This is a genomic window from Isoptericola sp. AK164, from assembly GCF_029643425.1.
Taxonomy (GTDB): domain Bacteria; phylum Actinomycetota; class Actinomycetes; order Actinomycetales; family Cellulomonadaceae; genus Isoptericola; species Isoptericola haloaureus.
The window spans coordinates 1,244,653-1,265,781 of sequence record NZ_CP119106.1; the positions used below are offsets into that span (position 1 = coordinate 1,244,653).

Here is a 21,129-nt window from a genome sequence, read left to right on the forward strand (position 1 = left end):
CGGCACGCCAGGATGTTCGCGTGACTACCTCCATGCGTACGGGCCGGCTCCTCGGTGGGCGGTCCGACGTCGATGCGGACACGGAGATCGGTCTCACCGTCTACGACGTCGCCAAGGACCTCCGACGTGACGTCGCGGCGGTGCGGCTGCCGATGCCCATCGACGGAGCCGCCGAGGCGGAGGGCTCCCGCGACCGGCTGCTCGCCCAGCTCGACGAGCACCTGCTGCCCCGCCTGGCCGAGCTGAGCTCGCCGGCGATCGTCGTCGTCGCGGGATCCACCGGTGCGGGCAAGTCGACGCTGTACAACTCCCTGCTGGGCGAGGAGGTCTCCGCCGCCGGCGTGCTGCGCCCCACGACCCGTGAGCCCGTGCTCGCCTTCAACCCGGCCGACGCCGACGTCATCGCCGAGGGCCCGGTCACCGAGCTGTCCCGCGTCGTGCACCACGCGGGCGTGCCCCGGGGCACGGCGCTGCTGGACGCTCCAGACCTCGACTCGTTCGTCCAGGAGAACCGCTCCACCGCGCAGCAGCTGCTCGAAGCGGCCGACCTGTGGCTCTTCGTCACCACCGCCTCGCGCTACGGCGACGCCCTGCCCTGGCAGGCCCTGGCGCGAGCGACCGAGCGCGGGGCGTCGGTCGCGATGGTGCTCAACCGGGTCCCGCACGAGGATCTCGTGACCATCCGCGGTGACCTGATGGGTCGCCTGCGCTCGCACGGCATGGTCGACACGCCGTTGTTCGTGGTGCCCGACGTCGGCCCGCACGAGGGTCTGCTGGACGACAAGCCCGTCGCGCAGGTCAAGCGCTGGCTGACCATGCTCGCCGGCCCCGAGCGGTCCCGCGCCGTCGTGGTGCGCACCCTCAAGGGCTCCCTGAACGCGCTGCCCGGCTGGGTGACCTCCCTGGCCGACGCCGTCGAGGCCCAGGCGGGTGCCGCCACCGTCCTGCGACGGGCGGTGGAGGCCGAGGTGCCGGCCGCAGAGCAGCTCGCCCGCGACGCGGTGGGCGCCGGGGTCGTGGCCGGTGCCGCCGTCGAGGCGCGCTGGCGGGAGCTGTCCGGCACGGCCAAGATCGAGCGCCTCCGGTTCCGCGGCGACCAGGTGCGCAGCTCGCGCCGGGCCGGTCGCGCCCGCTCCGCCGCGCTCGAGGTCCTGCGCGCGGACGTCCGCGAGGGCGCCGCGCACACGCTGACCGCGTCCGGGGCCCGGGTCGCGGACCGGCTGCGGGCGGTTCTCGACGGACCGTCCGCCCCTCCCGGCGGGTCGTCGGTGCTGCCCGACCCCGACGACCGTGCCGCCGACCGCGAGACGGCCGTGCCGGCCACCGTGACCGCCTGGGCCGACGCCGCGGACGAGCGGCTCGCCGCTCTCCTCGCCGAGGACGCCCCGGGGCCGGTCACCGCGGCCGTGCGGGCCTTCGGCGACCGGGGGCTGGCCACGCTGGTGCTCGCCGCCGCGGCCGGCAGCGACGACGCGCGCCGGCTGCTGGACCGGGTGCTCGGCGACGCCCTCGACGAGCAGGTCGCCGCCCTGCGCGACGACCTCGCCGACCGGGCCGCCGCCGTCGTCGACCGCGAGGTCGACGCCGTCCTGGACGCCCTCGACTCACCCGACCTGACCGACGACGCGGCCACGGCGCTGCGGTTGCGGCTCGCCGAGCTGAGGAGACTGACATGAACGCCTCGCACGACGCGACCCTGCGGGCGCGCACCGAGGACCTCGCCGAGGCGCTCGCCCTGGCCGGGCCGCGCCTGGACTCCGTGACCGCCCAGCGCGTGCAGACCGCCGTCGACGGGGTGCGCCAGCGTCTCGCCCTCGGGGTCGACCACACGGTCGTGGCGCTCGCGGGAGGCACCGGCTCGGGCAAGTCGAGCCTGTTCAACAAGATCTCCCGGCTCTCCTTCGCGGACGTCGGGGTCAAGCGTCCGACGACGGCGCGGGTGACGGCCTGCTCCTGGTCCGACGCCGCGGAACCGCTGCTCGACTGGATCGGCGTCGACCGGGAACGGCGCATCACCCACTCCGAGGTCCTCGAGGGCGACGGCGCCGGGGCGATGGCGGGGCTCGTGCTGCTCGACCTGCCGGACCACGACTCGGTCGAGCCGGCCCACCGTGAGGTCGTGGACCGGGTGCTGCCCCTGGTCGACCTGCTCGTGTGGGTCGTGGACCCCCAGAAGTACGCCGACGACGCCCTGCACTCCGGCTACCTGCGTGACCAGGTCGGGTCGGAGTCCTCGATGGTGGTCGTCCTCAACCAGGTCGACACCGTGCCGGACACCCAGCGCGAGAACCTCGTGGAGGACCTGGAACGGCTGCTCGCCGACGACGGGCTCCACGACGTGCTCGTCCAGCCGGTCTCGACCCGGACCGGCGTGGGCGTGGCCCGCGTGCGCGAGGTGCTCGAGGAGGCCTGCGCGCGGCGCTCGGTCGCGGCCGGACGGGCGGCCGCCGAGCTCGACGCCGCCGGCAAGGCCCTCCTGACGCAGACGCCCGCGGACGTGCCGTGGCAGCTCGACGCCGCCGTCGACCGTGAGCTGGAGCCGGTGGTGGGCGCGACCGGGCTGGACGCCGTCGCCAACCAGGTCGGCGCCGGGGTGCGCAACGGCTACGGCATGCCCGAGCTGCCGGTGCCCGACCGGGACACGATCGCCCTGGCCCGGGCGCGCTGGCTGACCCGCGCCGGGGCCTCGCTGCGCCCGGGGTGGCAGCGCTCGCTCGCGGAGTCCGCCGCCAGCGCCGACCAGTTGCGTGCCGCGGTGACGACGGCGCTGCGCGGCGTCGACCTGGACGTGAGCGGACCCCGGCACTCGCGGGCGCTGCGGCGCACGGCCTGGGTCTGCCTGGCCCTCGGCGTGGTGCTCGGGGTGGTCGGCGGGCTCGCCCTCGGCGACGTGATCGGGATCGCGGACCCGTGGGGTCCGGTCCTGGCCGTCGCCGGCGGGGTGCTGCTGGTCGCCGCCGTGGTGCTGGCCGTGGTGCGGGTGGTGCTGCGGCGCCGCCGTGCGGCGCGGCGGCGCGAGGAGGTGCGCACCCAGGGCCGCCGGGCGATCCGCGAGGTGCTGGTGACACGGCTGGGCGAGCCCACCCAGCGGGTGCTCGTCGAGCACCGCCAGGTGCGCGACTACGCGCTGTCTGCTCGGGAGCTGCCGTCGGCGGCGCCGCTGACCGGCAGCGTGCGGCTACCCACAGGTGACGAGCTCGCCACGTCGTCCACAGCCCGGGACGAGAGCGGAGCCCGTACCGACGCGACCGCGTGAGGCTGGGTCCGACGGTCGGCACCGCGCCGGCCCGAGGATCCCAGGAGGACGCGATGAGCGACGCGAGGACGACCGTGACCGGCTACGTCGGCACCACCCCGGTGCTGCACCTGTCGGCCAACCAGGTGCCGTGGACGAGCTTCCGGGTGGGCAGCACCCGCCGCTTCCGGGACGCGGCGACGGGGGAGTGGCGCGACGGCCGGACCACGTGGTTCACCGTCAAGGCGTTCCGCGGCGCGGCCCGGACGATCTGCGAGTCCCTCACCCAGGGCCAGCCCGTGGTCGTCACGGGCCGTGCCTCGACCGAGGAGTGGGTCGACAAGGAGGGGCGCGACCGGTTCGCGCTGATCGTCGACGCCGACGCCGTCGGCCCCGACGCGACGCGCGGGCTGACGCGGTTCACCAAGGTGGTCCACGACGACGCCCCCGCCGAGCGGCCGACGCAGGGCTCGGCGTCGACGCCCGACCCGTGGGGCCTGCCGCCGGCACCCCGCGGTGACGGAGGAGCGACCGCGGACGCCGGCACGCCGGACGGCGAGGACGACGTCGGGGACCCGCTCGTGGGGTCCGACGACCAGACCGAGCCCGCCGACGAGCCCGCCGTCGCGTAGGCTGGGTCACCGGCCGCACGCCGCGAGGCGGCGTGCCTGCCGGAACCCCTGACGAAGCGCGATCGAACGGTGGAAGCGAGCCAGTGGCTGAGTTCATCTACTCCATGTACAAGGCGCGCAAGGCGCACGGCGACAAGGTCATCCTCGACGACGTGTCGCTGAACTTCTTGCCCGGCGCCAAGATCGGCGTCGTCGGCCCGAACGGTGCCGGCAAGTCGACGATCCTCAAGATCATGGCCGGACTCGACCAGCCCTCCAACGGCGAGGCCCGGCTCTCCCCGGGCTACACGGTCGGCATCCTGCAGCAGGAGCCGCCGCTGAACGAGTCCAAGACCGTCCTCGGCAACGTCGAGGAGGGTGTCGGCGAGATCAAGGCCAAGGTCGACCGGTTCAACGAGATCTCCGGTCTCATGGCCGAGCCCGACGCCGACTTCGACTCCCTCATGGCCGAGATGGGCGAGCTGCAGGAGGCCATCGACGCCGCCGACGCCTGGGACCTGGACAGCCAGCTCGAGCAGGCGATGGACGCGCTGCGCTGCCCGCCGCCGGACGCGGAGGTCTCCGTGCTCTCCGGCGGTGAGCGCCGCCGCGTGGCGCTGTGCAAGCTGCTGCTCGAGAAGCCGGACCTGTTGCTGCTCGACGAGCCCACCAACCACCTGGACGCCGAGTCCGTGCTGTGGCTCGAGCAGCACCTGGCGACCTACCCCGGCGCCGTCCTGGCCGTGACCCACGACCGGTACTTCCTCGACCACGTCGCCGAGTGGATCTGCGAGGTGGACCGCGGTCGCCTCTACCCCTACGAGGGCAACTACTCGACGTACCTGGAGAAGAAGCAGGCCCGTCTCGAGGTGCAGGGCAAGAAGGACGCCAAGCTGTCCAAGCGCCTCAAGGACGAGCTCGAGTGGGTGCGCCAGAACGCCAAGGGCCGCCAGACCAAGTCCAAGGCGCGTCTGGCCCGCTACGAGGAGATGGCTGCCGAGGCCGAGCGCACCAAGAAGCTCGACTTCGAGGAGATCCAGATCCCGGCCGGCCCCCGTCTGGGCAGCCTGGTGCTGGAGGCCGACAAGCTGCAGAAGGGCTTCGGCGACCGCCAGCTCATCGACGGGCTCAGCTTCACGCTGCCGCGCAACGGCATCGTGGGCGTCATCGGCCCGAACGGCGTCGGCAAGACCACGCTGTTCAAGACGATCGTCGGCATGGAGCCGCTCGACGGCGGCGACCTCAAGGTCGGCGACTCGGTGAAGATCTCCTACGTGGACCAGTCCCGTGGCGGGATCGACCCGGACAAGTCGCTGTGGGAGGTCGTCTCGGACGGTCTGGACTTCATCCAGGTCGGCAACGTCGAGATCCCCTCGCGCGCCTACGTCGCCTCGTTCGGCTTCAAGGGCGCCGACCAGCAGAAGAAGGCCGGTGTGCTCTCCGGCGGTGAGCGCAACCGCCTCAACCTGGCCCTGACGCTCAAGCAGGGCGGCAACCTGCTCCTGCTCGACGAGCCCACCAACGACCTCGACGTCGAGACCCTGGGCTCGCTGGAGAACGCGCTGCTGGAGTTCCCGGGCTGTGCCGTCGTGGTCTCCCACGACCGCTGGTTCCTCGACCGCGTGGCCACGCACATCCTGGCCTACGAGGGCACCGAGGAGGACCCGGCGAACTGGTACTGGTTCGAGGGCAACTTCGCCTCGTACGAGGAGAACAAGGTCGAGCGCCTCGGCGCCGAGGCCGCGCGTCCGCACCGCGTGACCTACCGCCGCCTCACCCGCGACTGAGGTCTCCGACCCCGCCGGCGACACGTCGGCGGGGTCGGATCCCTGCTGAGACCGCCCCCGGTGGGCAGACTGGGCACATGACCTCCACCGGCACCCCGGACGACGCCGACCACGCCGTCTCGCCGAGCGCCGCCGCCCTCACCACGGACGCGGCCACGGCCGTGCTCGTCGACGCCCTGGAGTCGCTGCGCGCCCGGCTCGGTGCGCTGCGCCTGCCGCTCGACGTCCCCGGAGCCACCCACTTCCGCGAGGACCTCGCCCGCGCGACCGCCCAGCTCGACGACTACCTGCTGCCCCGGCTGCGCGCCGAGCGCGCACCCCTGCTCGTCGTCGTCGGCGGGTCCACGGGCGCGGGCAAGTCGACCCTCGTCAACTCCCTGCTCGGCGAGCAGGTCACCAGCCCGGGCGTGCTGCGCCCCACCACCCGCTCGCCCGTGCTCGTCCACCATCCCCTCGACGCGCGCTGGTTCGGCGCCGAACGCGTGCTGCCCGGGCTGGCCCGGGTCGCGACCCACGGTGACGTGTCCGGTCCGTCCTCGGGGCGTGACGACGACGGCCGCCCCACCCGCACGCTGCGTCTGGTGCACAGCGCCAACCTGCCGCAGGGCCTCGCGCTGCTGGACGCGCCCGACGTCGACTCCGTCGAGGAGGCCAACCGCGAGCTCGCCGGCCAGCTGCTCGGCGCCGCGGACCTGTGGCTCTTCGTCACCACGGCCGCCCGCTACGCCGACGCCGTGCCCTGGGAGCTGCTCACCACCGCCGCGTCGCGCCGGGCCCAGGTCGCCCTCGTCCTGGACCGGGTCGACCCGGGGGCCGAGGAGGTCGCCGGCGACCTGCGTCGCCTCATGACCGAGCACGGGCTGGCCGACGCCGCCCTCTTCGTCGTGCCGGAGACGGGCGGGGCGGGGGACGAGCGCATGATCGACGGCCTGCTGCCCGAGTCCGCCGTCGGCGAGCTCGCCACCTGGCTGTCCGGCGTCGGCGGGGACCCCGACTCCCGGGCCCGCGTCATCACGGCCACCCGCGACGGCGTGGTCGACGACCTCGTCCGTCGCACGCAGGCGCTGGCCGACGCCGCCGACGCCCAGCAGGCCGCCGACGCGCGGCTGCGCGGCGCCGTCGAGCGCCACCACGCCGAGGCGCTGCGCCAGGTGGAGGCGGCGACCTCCGACGGTGCCCTGCTGCGGGGGGAGGTGCTGGCCCGGTGGCAGGACTTCATCGGCACCGGGGAGTTCTTCCGCTCGCTGGAGGCCGGCGTCGGCAAGGTGCGCGACGCCGTCGGCCGGTTCTTCCGCGGCCGGCCGAAGGAGGCGCCGCAGGTCGAGCAGGCCATCGCCCACGGGCTGGAGTCCGTCGTCCTGGACGGGGCCGAGCAGGCGGCCGAGCGCACCTACGCCGACTGGCGCGACGACGTCGCCGGCTCCACCCTCCTGGACGGGCTCGAGCTGTCCCGCACCGCCCCGAACCTGCGCGCAGAGGTCGCCGAGGCCATCCGTGGCTGGCAGGGCGACGTCCTGGCCCTCGTGCGCGAGCAGGGCGAGGGCCGCCGCGGGACCGCCCGCGCCCTGTCCTTCGGCGTCAACGCGCTCGGCGTGAGCCTCATGGTGGTCGTCTTCGCCTCCACCGCCGGCCTGACCGGCCTCGAGATCGGCATCGCCGGCGGCACCGCCGTGGCCGCGCAGAAGATCCTCGAGGCCGTGTTCGGCGACGACGCGGTACGCCGCCTGGCGGCCCAGGCCAAGGAGCGGCTGACCGCGCGCGTGGAGACGGTGCTGCGGGGGCAGTCGGCCCGCTACACCGCCCAGCTCGACGCGCTGGGTGCCGACCGGGCCGACGGCGAACGCCTGCGGGAGTCCGCGCGCGAGGTCGCCGACGCCGCACGCACCGAGCGGACCGGCCGGGAACGGCCCGCCGACGGGCTCACGCGGCCGTGGAGCGGCGGTCTGCTGCGCGGCGCCGGCACCTTCCGACCGCCCACCGGCCCCGACGGCGTGCCCCGCGTGGCGGGCTCCCTCGCCGGGCGGGACACCGAGACCCCCGCACCCGACGAGCCGCCCCGGCCCCGCCTCTGGCAGCGGTGGCGACGGAAGGACCGCCCATGAAGGCCCCCGACCTGGCGACCCGGACCGCGGCGCTGGAGCGCGCCGTCGAGGCCGGGCAGGGGCGGCTGGACCGCGAGCTGGTGGACTCCGCACGGGGCGTGGTGGAACGCACCCGCGAACGCGGGGGACTGAGCGCCGAGCACACCGTCGCGGCGCTCGCCGGAGCGACGGGATCGGGCAAGTCCAGCGTGCTCAACGCCGTCGCCGACGCCGACCTGGCGGTGCCCGGCGTGCAGCGCCCGACGACGGCGCACGCCCTCGCGGCGGTGTGGGGCGAGGGTGCGGACGAGCTGCTCGACTGGCTGGACGTGCCGCGCCGTCACGAGATGGAACCCGTCGCGGGGCAGGCCCCGCCGTCGGGCGTGCTGCGCCGCAGCCGGCCGGCGGGGATCTCGACCGGCCTGGTGCTGCTCGACCTGCCCGACCACGACTCGGTCGTGGTCGAGCACCGGGTGCGCGCCGAGCGGCTCGTGGAGCGGGCCGACCTGCTGGTGTGGGTCGTCGACCCGCAGAAGTACGCGGACGCGGCGCTGCACGAGCGGTACCTGCGCCCCCTGGCGGGCCGCGCCGAGGTCGTGGTCGTCGCGCTGAACCAGGTCGACCGGCTGTCCGCGGCCGAGACCGACGCCGTGCTCGCCGACCTGCGTCGGCTCGTGGCCGACGACGGCCTCGCCGGCGCCCGGGTCCTGGGCGTCTCGGCCCGCACCGGTCAGGGGGTCGACGAGCTGCGCGGTCTGCTGGCCGAGGCGGCACGGCGCCGCGAAGCGGCCGCCGCGCGGCTGACCGGGGACCTGCAGGCGGTCGGTCGCCGGGTCGCCGCTGCCGGCGGGCAGGCGCCGCCCGCCCGGGCCGCGGACCGCGCGCAGGGTGCGCTGGTGGACGCCCTGGAGGACGCGGCCGGAGCGACGACGGTCGTCGAGGCGGTGCGCTCGGCGGCACGGCGGGACGCGCGGATCGCCACCGGGTGGCCCGTGACCCGCTGGATCGCCCGGGCCCGCAAGGACCCGCTGCGTCGCCTCGGGCTGCGGCGGGACGACCTGCGGGTGCCGGCCGACCGGCCCGACCTGGCGCGGACGTCCTTGCCGCAGACCCGCCCGAGCGTGCGCGCCGCGACGGCCACCGCAGTGCGCTCCTACGTGGACCAGGTCACGGCCGGCGCCCCCGACGCGTGGGTGCTGGCCGCACGGGACCGCGGGACGACGGCGATCGAGCGGCTCCCGGACGCCCTGGACCAGGCCGTCGCGGGCACGCGGCTGGAGGCCGAGCGGCGGCCGGTGTGGTGGCGGGTGGTCGGCGTGCTGCAGTGGCTGCTGCTCGCCGCCGCCGTCGTGGGACTGCTCTGGCTCGGCGTCTCGGCGGTGCTGTTGTACTTCCAGCTGCCGCCCCTGCTGATGCCCGTGGTGACGGTGGACCTCACGGCCCGGGGCGGGGGGACCTTCGACGTCCCCTGGCCGACGGTGCTGGCCCTGGGCGGGATCCTCGCCGGTCTGCTGCTGGCGCTGGTGTCACGGGGGGCGGCGGCGATCGGTGCCCGACGGCGGGCCGGACGCGTCCGCCGTCGGCTGCGGGCCTCGGTGAGCGAGGTCGCCGAGGTCGAGGTGCGCCGGCCGGTCGCCGCGGAGATGGAGGCGCTGGCGACCTGCCGGGAGGCGGCGGCCGTCGCCGCGGCCTGAGGTCCGCGACGGCGTGCGTCGTCGTGCGACGATGCCGACCATGACTCGTCTGCACGTGCCCGTCTCGCTGCGCTGGTCCGACCTGGACGCCTACCAGCACGTCAACAACGTCGCGATGTTCCGCCTGCTGGAGGACGCCCGCATCACCGCGTTCTGGCAGCACCCCGAGTCGGAGGACCCCTGGCCGACGGCGATCCTGGACACGGGTCCGCACGCCACCTCGCACACGCTCGTGGCTGGTCAGCAGATCGAGTACCTGCGTCCGCTCGGCTTCTCCCGCGACCCCGTGCGCGTGGAGATGTGGATCGGGTCGATCGGGGGCGCGTCCCTGGAGGTCTGCTACGAGGTGTACGACGGCGCCCAGGGCGGTTTCCCGCGGACCGGCCCGGCGTCCGGGCGGGAGCCGTACACCCGGGCCGTGACGACGATCGTGGTGATCGACGCCGCCTCGGGTCGTCCGCGCCGGATCTCGCCCGAGGAGCGTGCCGTGTTCGCACGGTTCGCGGAGGACCCGATCGCGTTCCGCCGGCGTCGCTGATCTCCGCGCGCCCCACCCGATGCTGTGGGCGTGAAATCTGCAGCTCGGAGTCGCCCCCGAGCTGCAGATTTCACGCCCACAGCGGGGCTCGGGGTGGGGCAGGGCTCAGGAGCCGGCGTCGGCGGCCCGGCTCTCGGCGGCTTGGTGCCGGCTCTCCTGCTGGTCGCCCGCGCGCGCCTCGGCGGCGCGCGCGACGTTGCGCTGCATGCCGCCGAACACGATCCCGTGGAACGGGGCGACGGACCACCAGTACGCCTGGCCGAGCAGGCCGTGGGGGTAGAACAGCGCCCGCTGGGCGAAGTAGGTGCGCTGCGGCCCGCTGGCGTCGGCGGGCTCCGGCCCCGGGTCGTCCGCGTCGGTGACCTCCTCCGCCGACTCGTCCACCCGCAGCTCCAGCCAGGCCAGCCCCGGCAGGCGCATCTCCGCCCGCAGCAGCAGGCGCCGGCCCGGCTCCAGGGCCTCGACCCGCCAGAAGTCGAGCGCGTCGTCGACCCGCAGCCGGTGCTCGTCCCGCCGGCCGCGGCGCAGTCCCGGCCCGCCGACGATGCGGTCCATCAGGCCCCGCAGCCGCCACGCCAGCGACCACGAGTACCAGCCGTCCTGGCCGCCGATCTCCTCGATCATCTGCCACAGCACGTCGCGCGGGGCGTGCACGACCGTGCGCCGCTCGTCGACGTAGAGCGACCCGCCGGCCCAGTCGGGGTCCGTGGGCAGCGGGTCCGACGGCGCCCCCGGCACCGAGGCCGAGGTCCAGCGGGTCGTCACCTCGCCGTCGTGGATACGGGTCAGCGCCAGCTCGATCGCCCGGGTCACGTCCACGCGTCCCTCGGGCGGGTCGGGCACGAGCTCGCGGATGTCGTCCTCCAGGCACACGACCTCGTGCTGCAGCGACTCGACCAGCGGGCGGGCGATCCCGGACGGGACGGGCGTCACCACCCCCACCCAGTGGCTGGACAGCCGCGGCGTCAGCACCGGCACCCCGACGATGAGTCGCCGGGGCAGGCCCGCGACCCGGGCGTAGCGCTGCATCATGTCGCGGTAGGTGACGATCTCCGGGCCGCCGATGTCGAACCCGCGCGAGACGTCCGGCGGCATCGCGGCCGCGCCGACCAGGTAGCGCAGCACGTCGCGGATCGCGATCGGCTGGATGCGGTTGTCCACCCACCGCGGTGTGGTCATCGCGGGCAGCCGCTCGGTCAGGTAGCGCATCATCTCGAACGACGCCGAGCCCGAGCCGAGGATGACCGCCGCTCGCAGCACCGTCGTCGGCACGCCCGAGGCGAGCAGGATCTCCTCGACCTCCTTGCGCGAGGACAGGTGCGGCGACAGCTCGCCCTCGGGGACGTCGGGATACAGGCCGCCGAGGTAGACGATGCGCCCCACGCCAGCCTCCCGCGCCGCGCGGGCGAACGTCAGCGCGTTGCGCCGGTCGCGCACCTCGAAGGTGCGACCCGTGCCGAGCGAGTGCACCAGGTAGTAGGCGACGTCGGCGCCCCGCAGAGCCTCGCGGGTGGCGTCCAGGTCGGAGACGTCGGCGCGGACCGCCTCGACGTCGCCGGCCCACCGGCGCCCCGCGAGACGGTCGGGGTTCCGCGTCAGCGCACGCACGGTGTAGCCGGCCGCGAGCAGCTCGGGGACGAGCCGGCCACCCACGTAACCGGTCACGCCGGTCACCGCGACGGTGGCCGGGGTGTCGGTGGGCACCGAGGCGGTCACAGGGTCCGGGGCGGGAGAGTCGGTCGACATCCCGTCAGTCTGCCGCCGGAACGGCGCGAGCACAGTCTGAACGGGCCCCGCCGCAGGTCAGGCGGGCAGCCGGACCATGCCCTCCTGGGCGATGGTCGCCACCAGCGCGCCCTCGCGGTCGTACACCCGGGCCAGCCCCAGGCCGCGGCCGCCCTGGGCTCCCGGCGACTCCTGGACGTACAGCAGCCACTCGTCGGCCCTGGCGTCCCGGTGGAACCACATGGCGTGGTCCAGCGAGGCCATCGGTACCGCGCCGCCGACGTCCAGCCAGGACTTGCCGGCCCCGCGCAGGATCGGCTCCAGCATGACCTGGTCGCAGCTGTACGCCAGGAGCGCGCGGTGCAGCAGCAGGTCGTCGGACTCGATCGCGTGCCGCGCGCGCATCCACACCATCTGCTGCGGGCGGGGCTCGTCCGCCGGGCCCACGTAGAGCGAGCCGCCCACGTGCGCCAGCTCGAACGCCGACCCGTCGGCCCAGTAGCGGGCCGCCGGGTGGTCGATCCCGCGCAGGGCCTCGAAGGCCGAGGTCACCTCCTCCGGCGCCGGGACGCCGTCGGGCATCGGGACGTGCGTCTCGTAGCCGGGCTGGTCGACCTGGAACGACGCCGTCAGCGACAGGATCGGACGACCCGCCTGGATCGCGTGCGTACGGCGCGCGCTGAAGGAGCGGCCGTCGCGCAGCCGTTCGACGGCGAAGTCGATCGGGGAGTCCAGGGACCCCTCGCGCAGGAAGTAGGCGTGCAGGGAGTGCGGGAGCCGGTCGTCCTCGACGGTGCGGCCGCACGCCAGCAGGGCCTGGGCCAGCACCTGCCCGCCGTAGACCCGGCGGGCCGGGCCGGGCACGGAGTCGCCGCGCCAGACGTCGTCCTCGCCGCGGGGTCCCCAGCCCTCGATCTCGTGCAGGTCGAGGGCGGCCAGCAGCCGGTCCAGGGGGCCGTCGGGGGCGTCGCTCACGCTCGTCTCATTCCTCGGGTCGTCGGGTCGGGATGCTGCTGTGCTCGGTGCGGGACGGGTCCTCGTGCCTCGGCCCCACCCTCACCTCGCTCCGCATCATTCCTGGTGCTGTCGGGTCGGGATGTTGCTGCGGGCGAGACCTCGTTCCTCGGCCGCCGCCCTCCGCATCATTCCTCGAAGGTGTTGATCATGCTGAAGGCCGCGCGCTCGAGGTAGTCCCAGAGCTGGGACTCGTGGGCGGGCGGCAGGTCCAGGGAGTCGACGGCGGTGCGCATGTGCGCCAGCCAGCGATCCCGGGCGTCGGGGTTGACCTTGAACGGCGCGTGCCGCATCCGCAGCCGCGGGTGCCCGCGCTGCTGGCTGTACGTCGTCGGACCGCCCCAGTACTGCTCGAGGAAGAGCGTCAGGCGTTCCTTCGCCGGTCCGAGGTCCTCCTCGGGGTACATCGGGCGCAGGACCTCGTCGGTGGCCACGCCCTCGTAGAACACGTCCACGAGGCGCACGAACGTCTCGTGGCCGCCGACGTCGTCGTAAAAGGTGGGGGTCGTCACCGGCACATCTTCCCAGACGCACGCTCGGGCGTCCGTGGCGGAAGTCACCGCCCGCTCGTGCGAGGGGTTAGGCTGGTCACGGAACTGCAACGGCGCAATCCGACGACATCTTGGGGAGAGACCGAATGAGCAAGGCGGAGAACATCCTCGCAGCACTGGGCGGGACCGCGAACGTGGTCGAGCTGGAGCCGTGCATCACGCGGCTGCGCGTCCAGGTGTCGGATCCCGAGCAGGTCGACGAGCCCGCCCTCAAGGAGTCCGGCGCCTTCGGCGTCGTACGGTCCGGACGCATCATCCAGGTCATCGTCGGCCCCGAGGCCGACAACCTGGCCGCCGAGCTCGACGGCCGGCTCACCTCGGCCTGACGACCTCGTCGCGGGGCGACGAGCCCGGGGCCGACGCCGCAGCGACGCCCCGGGCTGCCCGCACCGCGCGGGCTTCTCAGGCCTGCTCGGGGACCTCGACACGCTCCGAACGCACCGCACCGACCTGGCGCAGCTCGTCCTGCGCCGCCCGCAGCAGTGCGCGGGAGACGTTCCACTGGATGCCCGGACGCGTCTGGGCCATGATCGTGAACGACATCGAGAAGTCCGACACCGCGTCCACGCCGTTGCGCACCGCCGGCGGCTCGAGGAACTCCTGACCGAACTCCTCGCTGCGGGCCACGGCGTCGCAGGCCCGGCCCAGCGCCGCCCGGACCACGTCGACGTCGGCGTCGACCGGGACGTGCACCTCGGCCAGCGCGCGCGACCAGCGCTGGGTCCGGTTGCCGGCCCGCAGGATCTCGCCGTTGCGCACCCACCACAGCGTGCCGTCCAGGGCCCGCACCTTGGTCGTTCGCAGCTGGACCTCCTCGACCTCGCCCTCCGCGCCGGAGCCGAGGTCGACCCAGTCGCCGACGCCGTACTGGTCCTCGATGAGGATGAAGATGCCGGAGATGAAGTCGCGCACCAGCGACTGCGCGCCGAAGCCCAGCGCGATGCCGGCCACACCGGCCGACGCCAGCAGCGGCCCGACGGGCTGGCCCACGGCGGACAGCACGCTGAGCACCACCATGACGCCGACGACGATGTTCGCCGTGGAGGTCAGCACCGAACCGACGGTCCGGGCACGCTGGGCGCGTCGCTCGGAGGCCAGCGGGTTGGCCACGGCCATCGCGTCCTCGACGAGCGGCGTCCTGCCGAACCAGGCCTTCCACCCCTTGCGCTCGGCGGGGACGGCCTTGCTGCCCCCGAGGGCGATGCGCTCGGCGACGTGGGAGATCACGCGGCGCAGCGCCACGAGGACGACGATCCCGAAGAGCAGGATCACGAGGATCTGCAGCGGCCAGCCGGTGAACCACTCCCAGAACGTGTTCCCGGCGTCGGCGGCCACGTCCCCCGCGTTCTCCAGCACCCCCTCGGAGGTGCTCGGCTCGGGGGCGGGGTCGGTGTCGAACGGCAGGGGCAGGCTGAAGATCACGGGTTCATCACGCACGCGGGCCACGTTATCGTCCCGGACCCGGCGAACGCCCGGGCGGTCCGCACCGAACCGCTCGCCGTCGGCGTGCGGTGCCTGCCTCGACGTGCTGATAGTGGCAGGATCGTCGTGTGAGCCTTGACGACCAGACATCGGCCGTGCCCGACGACGGTGCGCCCACCGAGCTGCGTGAGCTGGCGGCGGCGCACGGTGTGCTCACCGAGTACCACCGGTTCGGAGGGGGGATCGCGCACGTCTCCGACGCCACCCTCGTCGCCGTCCTGACCGCCCTCGGCGTGGCGGCGACGACCCGGCAGGAGGTCTCCCAGAGTCTGCGCCGCGCACGGGACGACGAGTGGCGCACCGTCCTGCCACCGACCGTGGTCGCCCGCCAGGGCGACGCCCGTGACCTGCCGGTCCACGTCAGCGACGGAGCGTCCGTGCACGTGTGGGTGGAGCTGGACGGCGCCGAGCCCGAGGCACGTCCGCACGAGCTCCGCCGTCGTCGCGACCTGGAGCAGCGCGACGTGTTCGTCACGCCGCGGGAGGTCGACGGCCGCACGGTCGGGCGCGCGACCTTCGCCGTGCCGGACGACCTGCCGCTGGGCTGGCACACCCTGCACGCGCTGACCGAGGGCCAGGAGTGGTCGACCACCCTCGTGGTCACCCCGGCGCGTCTCGAGCTGGGCGACGACATCGAGCGCGACCAGGTCTGGGGGGTCCTCGCCCAGCTGTACTCCGTCCGCTCGCGGACGTCGTGGGGCATGGGGGACCTGGCGGACCTGGCCGACCTCGCCTGGCTGACGGCCCACCAGGCCGGTGCCGACTTCGTGGCGGTGAACCCGCTGTCCGCGGCCGAGCCCACCGTGCCGATGACGCCGTCGCCGTACCTGCCCACGTCGCGGCGTTTCGGCAACCCGATCTACGTCCGGGTCGAGGACATCCTCGAGACGGCCTACCTCTCCGCCGCGGACCGGTCGCTCGTCGAGTGGGCCGCCGACCCGGTGCGCGACCTGGACACGGACGCCGGGGCGCTGGACCGGGACGCGGTCTGGGAGGCGAAGAAGGCCGCGCTGGAGGTCGTCCACACCGCGCCGCGTCGCGCCGCCCGGCAGGCGGCCTACGAGGCCTTCGTCGAGTCCCAGGGGCAGGGCCTGCAGGACTTCGCGACCTGGTGCGCCCTCACCGAGGAGCTGGGCGGCGCGCCCAGGCCCGACGAGCTGCGCGACCCCTGGTCGCCGGCCGTGGCCGCCGCGCGCGAGCGGCTGGCCGAACGCGTCGACTTCTACTGCTGGTTGCAGTGGGTCTTCGACGAGCAGAAGCACGCCGCCCAGCGCACCGCCCTCGAGGCCGGCATGCGGGTCGGCATCATGCACGACCTCGCCGTGGGGGTGCACCCCGCCGGCGCCGACGTGTGGGCCCTGGGCGACGTGCTGGCGCACGGGGTCGGCGTCGGCGCCCCGCCCGACATGTACAACCAGCAGGGGCAGAACTGGTCCCAGCCGCCGTGGAACCCGCGCACGCTCGCGCGCGCCGGCTACGGGCCGTACCGGGACATGCTGCGCACCGCGCTGCGGCACGCCGGCGCGCTGCGCGTCGACCACATCCTCGGCCTCTTCCGGCTGTTCTGGGTCCCGGACGGCATGCGCCCCACCGAGGGCACCTACGTGCGCTACGACCACGACGCGCTCATCGGGATCCTGTGCCTGGAGGCCCAGCGCGCCGGTGCCGTCGTCATCGGCGAGGACCTCGGTGTCTTCGAGCCCTGGGTCCGCGACTACCTCGCCTCGCGCGGCGTGCTCGGCACGTCGGTCTTCTGGTTCGAGAAGTCCGACGGGCGGCCCCTGCCTCCCGAGGACTACCGGCACCTGACCTTCGCCACGGTGGGCACCCACGACATGCCGCCGACGGCCGGCTACCTCGCCGGCGAGCACGTGGACCTGCGTGAACGGCTCGGGCTGCTCACCGAGGACGCCCAGGTGCTGCGGGCGCAGGCCCGCGCGGAGCGGGACGGCGCCGTGCTGGCCCTGTCCGAGAGGGGACTGGTCGGCGACTCGCCCTCGGAGCGCGAGGTGGTCGAGGGGCTGCACCGTTACCTGCGGCGCTCTCGGGCCGCTCTCGTCGGCGTCCAGCTCGTCGACGCGGTGGGGGAGCGGCGCTCGCAGAACCAGCCCGGCACCGACACCGAGTACCCGAACTGGAAGGTGCCGCTGGGCGACTCCGCGGGCAACATCGTCCTGGTCGAGGACCTGTTCGACAACGCGCGGCTGCGGTCGCTCTTCGCAGCCGTCGCCTCCGCCCGCTGACGGCGCCGCGCGCTGACGCCGGGTCCAGCCCGCCGCGAGGTAGGCAACCCTCCGCCGAGGTAGGCAACCCTCCGTCGAGGTAGGCGAGTGTTGCGCGAGGTAGGCGAGAAAACGGCGAGGTAGGCAGATCCCCGGCGAGGTAGCACAGATCGCGTGCTACCTCGCCGGAAAGTTGCCTACCTCGCCGGAAGGTTGCCTACCCGGCCCGGAAGTTGCCTACCTGGCCCGGAAGTTGCCTACCTGGCCCGGAAGTTGCCTACCTGGCCGGGAATCTGCCTACCTCGCCGGGGCGGGCGGAGGAGCTCAGGCGGCGTCGACGGCCTGCGCCGCCAGCGCACGCTCGGTGCCGGCCAGCCCCTCGACCACCATGCGGCGCAGCGCCGCCGGGGCCTCGGGGTGTGCCTCGAGCCAGCCGCGCACCGTGTCCCGCAGCTCGACCGAGGCCAGCGGCGCCGGGTAGAGGCCCTCCACGAGCTCCTCGGCGATGTGGTAGCTGCGGTTCTCCCAGATCGGCAGCAGCGCGTCGACGTACCGCTGCGCGAACGGCTCGAGCACGCTGGGGTCGGTCACGTGCACGAACCCGGAGGCCGTGGCGCGGATGATCGCGTTCGGCGCGTCGGAGTCGTCCACGACCGAGGCGAACGCGCGCTCCTTGCCCGCGACCGACGGTGTGGTCGCCCGGGCACGGGCCGCCGCCTGGCGCCCGGTCGCCGTGTCGTCGGCCGCCTGCGCGGCGTCGATCTCGGAGGCGTCGGCCTCGCCGAGCAGCACCAGGCCCTGCAGCAGCTCCCAGCGCAGGTCGGTGTCGACGGTCAGGCCCTCGAGTGTGACCGACCCGTCGAGCAGGCCCCGCAGCGGGGCGACGTGGTCGGCGGTCGAGGCCAGCGCCGAGAAGTACTTCACGAGCTGCAGCTGCAGGTCGGAACCGGGGGCGGCGTCCTGGGCGAGCGTCCACAGCGTGTCGCCGACGCGCTGCAGCGTCTCGGCGCGCCGCGCCGGAGCCACGTAGGTCCGCGTGGCCAGCCCGAGCTGGGCCAGCGTGGTGCGCACCGTCGTCGACTCGGTCTCCGCGGCGATGTTGCCCAGCACCAGGTCGACGTAGGACGACGCCGGGGTCTCGCCGTCGCGCACGGCGTCCCACACCGAGCTCCACACCAGGGAGCGGGCGAGCGGGTCCGCGATCCGCGAGAGGTTCTCGACGGCGAACGTCAGCGACGCCTCGTCCAGGCGGACCTTGGCGTAGGCGAGGTCGTCGTCGTTGATCAGCACGAGCGCGGGCCGGTCGAGCTCGATGAGCTCGGGGACCTCGGTCCGCTCGCCGTCGACGTCCACCTGGACGGACCGCGTGCGCACCACGTCGCCGGAGGTGTCGAAGTCGTAAAACCCGATGCCGAGCCGGTGCGGACGGATCGTCGGGTAGTCCTCGTGCGCCGTCTGCTCGATGACGAACGCCGTGGTGCGGCCGTGGGAGTCCAGCTCGATCGCGGGGCGCAGCGTGTTGACGCCGGCGGTCTCCAGCCAGGCCTGCGACCAGGCGGACAGGTCGCGCCCGCTGGTGGCCTCGAGCTCGACCAGCAGGTCGCGCAGCTCGGTGTTGCCCCAGGCGTGCTTGCGGAAGTAGGCGGAGACGCCCGCGACGAACTCGTCACGACCCACCCAGGCCACGAGCTGCTTGAGCACCGAGGCGCCCTTGGCGTAGGTGATGCCGTCGAAGTTGACCTGGACGTCCTCCAGGTCGTTGATCGGCGCGACGATCGGGTGCGTGGAGGGGAGCTGGTCCTGGCGGTAGGCCCAGGTCTTCTCCATGGCGTTGAACGTCGTCCAGGCCGCCTTCCACTCGGTGGCCTCGGCCGTGGCGAGGGTGGAGACGTACTCGGCGAACGACTCGTTCAGCCACAGGTCGTTCCACCACTTCATCGTCACCAGGTCGCCGAACCACATGTGCGCCAGCTCGTGCAGGATCGTCACGACGCGGCGCTCGCGGATGGCGTCGGTGACCTGGGAGCGGAAGACGTAGGACTCGGTGAAGGTGACGCAGCCCGGGTTCTCCATCGCGCCCATGTTGTACTCGGGCACGAAGAGCTGGTCGTACTTGTCGAACGGGTACGGGACGTCGAACGTCGACTCGTAGAACCCAAAGCCCTGGCGCGTGGTCTCCATGATCGCGTCGGCGTCCAGGTGCTCGGAGAGCGAGGCGCGGCAGTACACGCCCAGCGGGATCACGCGGCCGTCCGACGAGGTGACCTCCCCGCGCTCGACGGCGTACGGCCCGGCGACGAGCGCCACGAGGTAGGTGGAGATGCGCGGGGTCGGCCCGAACTCCCAGCGGGCGGCCTCGACGTCGCCGTCGCTCGCGTGGGTGGCGGGCGTGGGCTCCGGCGTCGGCTGGTTGGCCACGACGTGCCACCGCGCGGGCGCGGTCACCGACAGCTGGAACGGCGCCTTGAGGTCGGGCTGCTCGAAGGTGGCGAAGACCCGGCGGGCGTCGGGCACCTCGAACTGGGTGTAGAGGTAGACCTCGTCGTCGACCGGGTCGACGAACCGGTGCAGCCCCTCGCCGGTGTTCATGTAGGCGCAGTCGGCCACGACGCGCACCTCGTTGTCCGCGGCGAGGTCGTCCAGGGCGATCCGCGAGTCCGAGAACACCGTGCCGACGTCGAGCGATCGGCCGTTGAGCACGATCTCGTGCACGCGCGGGGCGACGAGGTCGAGGAACGTGCTCGCGCCCTCGGTCGCCGAGAACCGGATGACGGTGGTCGACGCGAACACCTCGGGCCCGGTGGTCAGGTCGAGGTCGATCGCGTAGGACTCGACGGCGGTGACGACGTCGGCGCGTGCGATCGCCTCGGCGCGGGTCAGGTTCTCTCCGGGCACGGGTACTCCCTCGGACGGTTGTCGTGGCGGCGTGCCGCGAGGTCGTCGCGACACGCCGCCGATCATGCCACCTGAACCGCGCGCGGCCGAACGGATTCGTCCCGTTCGCCGGGCCTGGGGCGGCGAGGTTCGACCATCGACACACGATCGTGACATCCTGCTCGGTGCATGTGACGCGTCGGTACCGCCCGGCGCGGGAGGGAGACTCGATGTCCGGCACGGTGCCGCCGCCCCCGCCGCCCGGCCCTGGACCGCAGGAGCCCGGTGGCGCCGCCTCGCCCGCCGCGGGCCCGCGCGGCGACGACGCCCGCCCGGCGTCGCCGCCGTCGTTCGCCCCGCGGGGTGCCTCGACGGGCGGGCCTGCGCCGTCCCCCGACGAGCAGCCGACCCAGCCGCACGCCCCGGTCCCGCCGGCGCCGTCGTCCCCGGCGACGAGCTCGCCTGCCCCGGCCCCCGTGCCCGCCGCGGCGCCCGCCCCGGCGCGGTCCGCGGCGTGGAACGCGACCGCGCCGGTGGCGGGTGCGCCCGCGCCCGCGGCGCAGCAGTACGGCTACACGCCGCAGCAGTACGCGTACCAGCAGCCCCCGGCAGCAGGGCCGGCCGCCGCCGGCGGCACCCCGCCGACCGGCACCACGCAGCAGCCGTCCGTCGGCGGTCGCGGCCGGCGACTCAGCGCGGGCTGGATCGCCTTCATCGTGCTCGACGTCGTCCTCGTGGTCGTCGTGGCGGTCCTGGCGTTCCGCGCGCTGGGCGGTCCGGACCCGTCCAGCACCCCGACGGGCGACCCCGAGGCCGTCGCCGGCCAGGACGCGCAGGAGGGTCAGGGCGACGGCGACGACGCCGGCGAACAGGAGGCCGAGGACGGGCCGGGCGAGCTCGTGACCGAGTTCGCCTCGCCGTCGCGCAACATCACCTGCCAGGTCTACCCCGACCAGGTGACCTGCGGCCTGGCCGAGCTCAACCAGCAGCCGGCACCGGTCGAGGGCTGCGACGGCACGACCGGGTACGTCGTCACCCTGTCCGGGGAGGGCGAGGTCGCGCTGCCCTGCGTGCCGCAGGGGGAGAAGCCGGGTCCGGCGGGCGACGGGCTGGACGAGCTGCCCTACGGCGAGTCCCGCACCGAGGGCGACTTCACCTGCACCAGCGAGACCGACGGCATGTACTGCCAGCACGACCCCACGGGCAACGGATTCTCGCTGGCCCGGGCCGGCGTCGGGACGTACTGAGCCCGCACCGCCCGACGCCCGCACCGCCCGACGACGACGGACGCCCCGGACCCTGCTGCGGGTCCGGG

The 21,129-nt window shown here is 74.3% G+C and carries 15 protein-coding genes; 10 read left to right on the plus strand and 5 right to left on the minus strand.

Going from position 1 to position 21,129, the window contains the following annotated elements:
* Window positions 1-20 precede the first annotated feature (20 nt).
* The 7 genes from PO879_RS05680 to PO879_RS05710 all read left to right on the plus strand — a co-directional run bounded on the left by PO879_RS05680 (window position 21) and on the right by PO879_RS05710 (window position 9,946).
* Window positions 21-1,676 carry a GTPase gene (locus PO879_RS05680; RefSeq protein WP_278236951.1) on the plus strand — a complete coding sequence of 552 codons (1,656 nt, stop codon included), beginning with the start codon at window positions 21-23 and terminating at the stop codon, window positions 1,674-1,676.
* Window positions 1,673-3,256 carry a GTPase gene (locus PO879_RS05685; RefSeq protein ID WP_278236952.1) on the plus strand — a complete coding sequence of 528 codons (1,584 nt, stop codon included), beginning with the start codon at window positions 1,673-1,675 and terminating at the stop codon, window positions 3,254-3,256. The genes PO879_RS05680 and PO879_RS05685 overlap by 4 nt, the downstream gene beginning before the upstream one ends.
* Before the next feature lie 53 nt (window positions 3,257-3,309).
* Window positions 3,310-3,867: a single-stranded DNA-binding protein gene (locus tag PO879_RS05690; RefSeq protein WP_278236953.1), complete on the plus strand. Its 558-nt coding sequence runs from the start codon at window positions 3,310-3,312 to the stop codon at window positions 3,865-3,867.
* A gap of 83 nt (window positions 3,868-3,950) precedes the next feature.
* Window positions 3,951-5,633, plus strand: a complete 1,683-nt coding sequence (ettA, locus tag PO879_RS05695; RefSeq protein ID WP_278236954.1) for an energy-dependent translational throttle protein EttA — start codon at window positions 3,951-3,953, stop codon at window positions 5,631-5,633.
* A gap of 77 nt (window positions 5,634-5,710) precedes the next feature.
* A complete protein-coding gene (locus PO879_RS05700; protein ID WP_278236955.1) occupies window positions 5,711-7,735 on the plus strand; it encodes a dynamin family protein in 2,025 nt (674 codons plus the stop codon).
* The gene (locus tag PO879_RS05705) at window positions 7,732-9,408 is read left to right on the plus strand and encodes a GTP-binding protein HSR1 (protein WP_278236956.1); all 1,677 of its coding nucleotides are present in this window, start codon (window positions 7,732-7,734) and stop codon (window positions 9,406-9,408) included. The genes PO879_RS05700 and PO879_RS05705 overlap by 4 nt, the downstream gene beginning before the upstream one ends.
* Before the next feature lie 40 nt (window positions 9,409-9,448).
* Complete coding sequence (locus PO879_RS05710; protein WP_278236957.1) at window positions 9,449-9,946, plus strand: thioesterase family protein; 498 nt, start codon at window positions 9,449-9,451, stop codon at window positions 9,944-9,946.
* A gap of 105 nt (window positions 9,947-10,051) precedes the next feature.
* Here PO879_RS05710 and PO879_RS05715 read toward each other — a convergent pair whose 3' ends face one another.
* The 3 genes from PO879_RS05715 to PO879_RS05725 all read right to left on the minus strand — a co-directional run bounded on the left by PO879_RS05715 (window position 10,052) and on the right by PO879_RS05725 (window position 13,197).
* Complete coding sequence (locus PO879_RS05715; RefSeq protein WP_278236958.1) at window positions 10,052-11,692, minus strand: SDR family oxidoreductase; 1,641 nt, start codon at window positions 11,690-11,692, stop codon at window positions 10,052-10,054.
* A gap of 57 nt (window positions 11,693-11,749) precedes the next feature.
* A complete protein-coding gene (locus PO879_RS05720) occupies window positions 11,750-12,646 on the minus strand; it encodes an acyl-CoA thioesterase domain-containing protein (protein ID WP_278236959.1) in 897 nt (298 codons plus the stop codon).
* A gap of 167 nt (window positions 12,647-12,813) precedes the next feature.
* Complete coding sequence (locus tag PO879_RS05725; RefSeq protein ID WP_278236960.1) at window positions 12,814-13,197, minus strand: globin; 384 nt, start codon at window positions 13,195-13,197, stop codon at window positions 12,814-12,816.
* A gap of 125 nt (window positions 13,198-13,322) precedes the next feature.
* Between PO879_RS05725 and PO879_RS05730 the strand changes: the two genes are divergently transcribed.
* The gene (locus PO879_RS05730; RefSeq protein ID WP_278236961.1) at window positions 13,323-13,562 is read left to right on the plus strand and encodes a PTS glucose/sucrose transporter subunit IIB; all 240 of its coding nucleotides are present in this window, start codon (window positions 13,323-13,325) and stop codon (window positions 13,560-13,562) included.
* 76 nt (window positions 13,563-13,638) lie between these two features.
* Here the strand turns inward: PO879_RS05730 and PO879_RS05735 are convergent, their stop codons facing one another.
* On the minus strand, window positions 13,639-14,673 hold the full coding sequence (locus PO879_RS05735; protein ID WP_278236962.1) for a mechanosensitive ion channel domain-containing protein: 1,035 nt from the start codon (window positions 14,671-14,673) through the stop codon (window positions 13,639-13,641).
* Window positions 14,674-14,786: 113 nt separating this feature from the next.
* Here PO879_RS05735 and malQ point away from each other — a divergent pair, with 113 nt between their 5' ends.
* A complete protein-coding gene (gene malQ, locus PO879_RS05740) occupies window positions 14,787-16,961 on the plus strand; it encodes a 4-alpha-glucanotransferase (RefSeq protein ID WP_278236963.1) in 2,175 nt (724 codons plus the stop codon).
* 303 nt (window positions 16,962-17,264) lie between these two features.
* Here the strand turns inward: malQ and pepN are convergent, their stop codons facing one another.
* The gene (pepN, locus tag PO879_RS05745; protein WP_278236964.1) at window positions 17,265-19,835 is read right to left on the minus strand and encodes an aminopeptidase N; all 2,571 of its coding nucleotides are present in this window, start codon (window positions 19,833-19,835) and stop codon (window positions 17,265-17,267) included.
* A 209-nt stretch (window positions 19,836-20,044) separates the two neighbouring features.
* Between pepN and PO879_RS05750 the strand changes: the two genes are divergently transcribed.
* Window positions 20,045-21,061, plus strand: a complete 1,017-nt coding sequence (locus PO879_RS05750) for a hypothetical protein (protein WP_278236965.1) — start codon at window positions 20,045-20,047, stop codon at window positions 21,059-21,061.
* The last annotated feature ends 68 nt before the right edge of the window (window positions 21,062-21,129 follow it).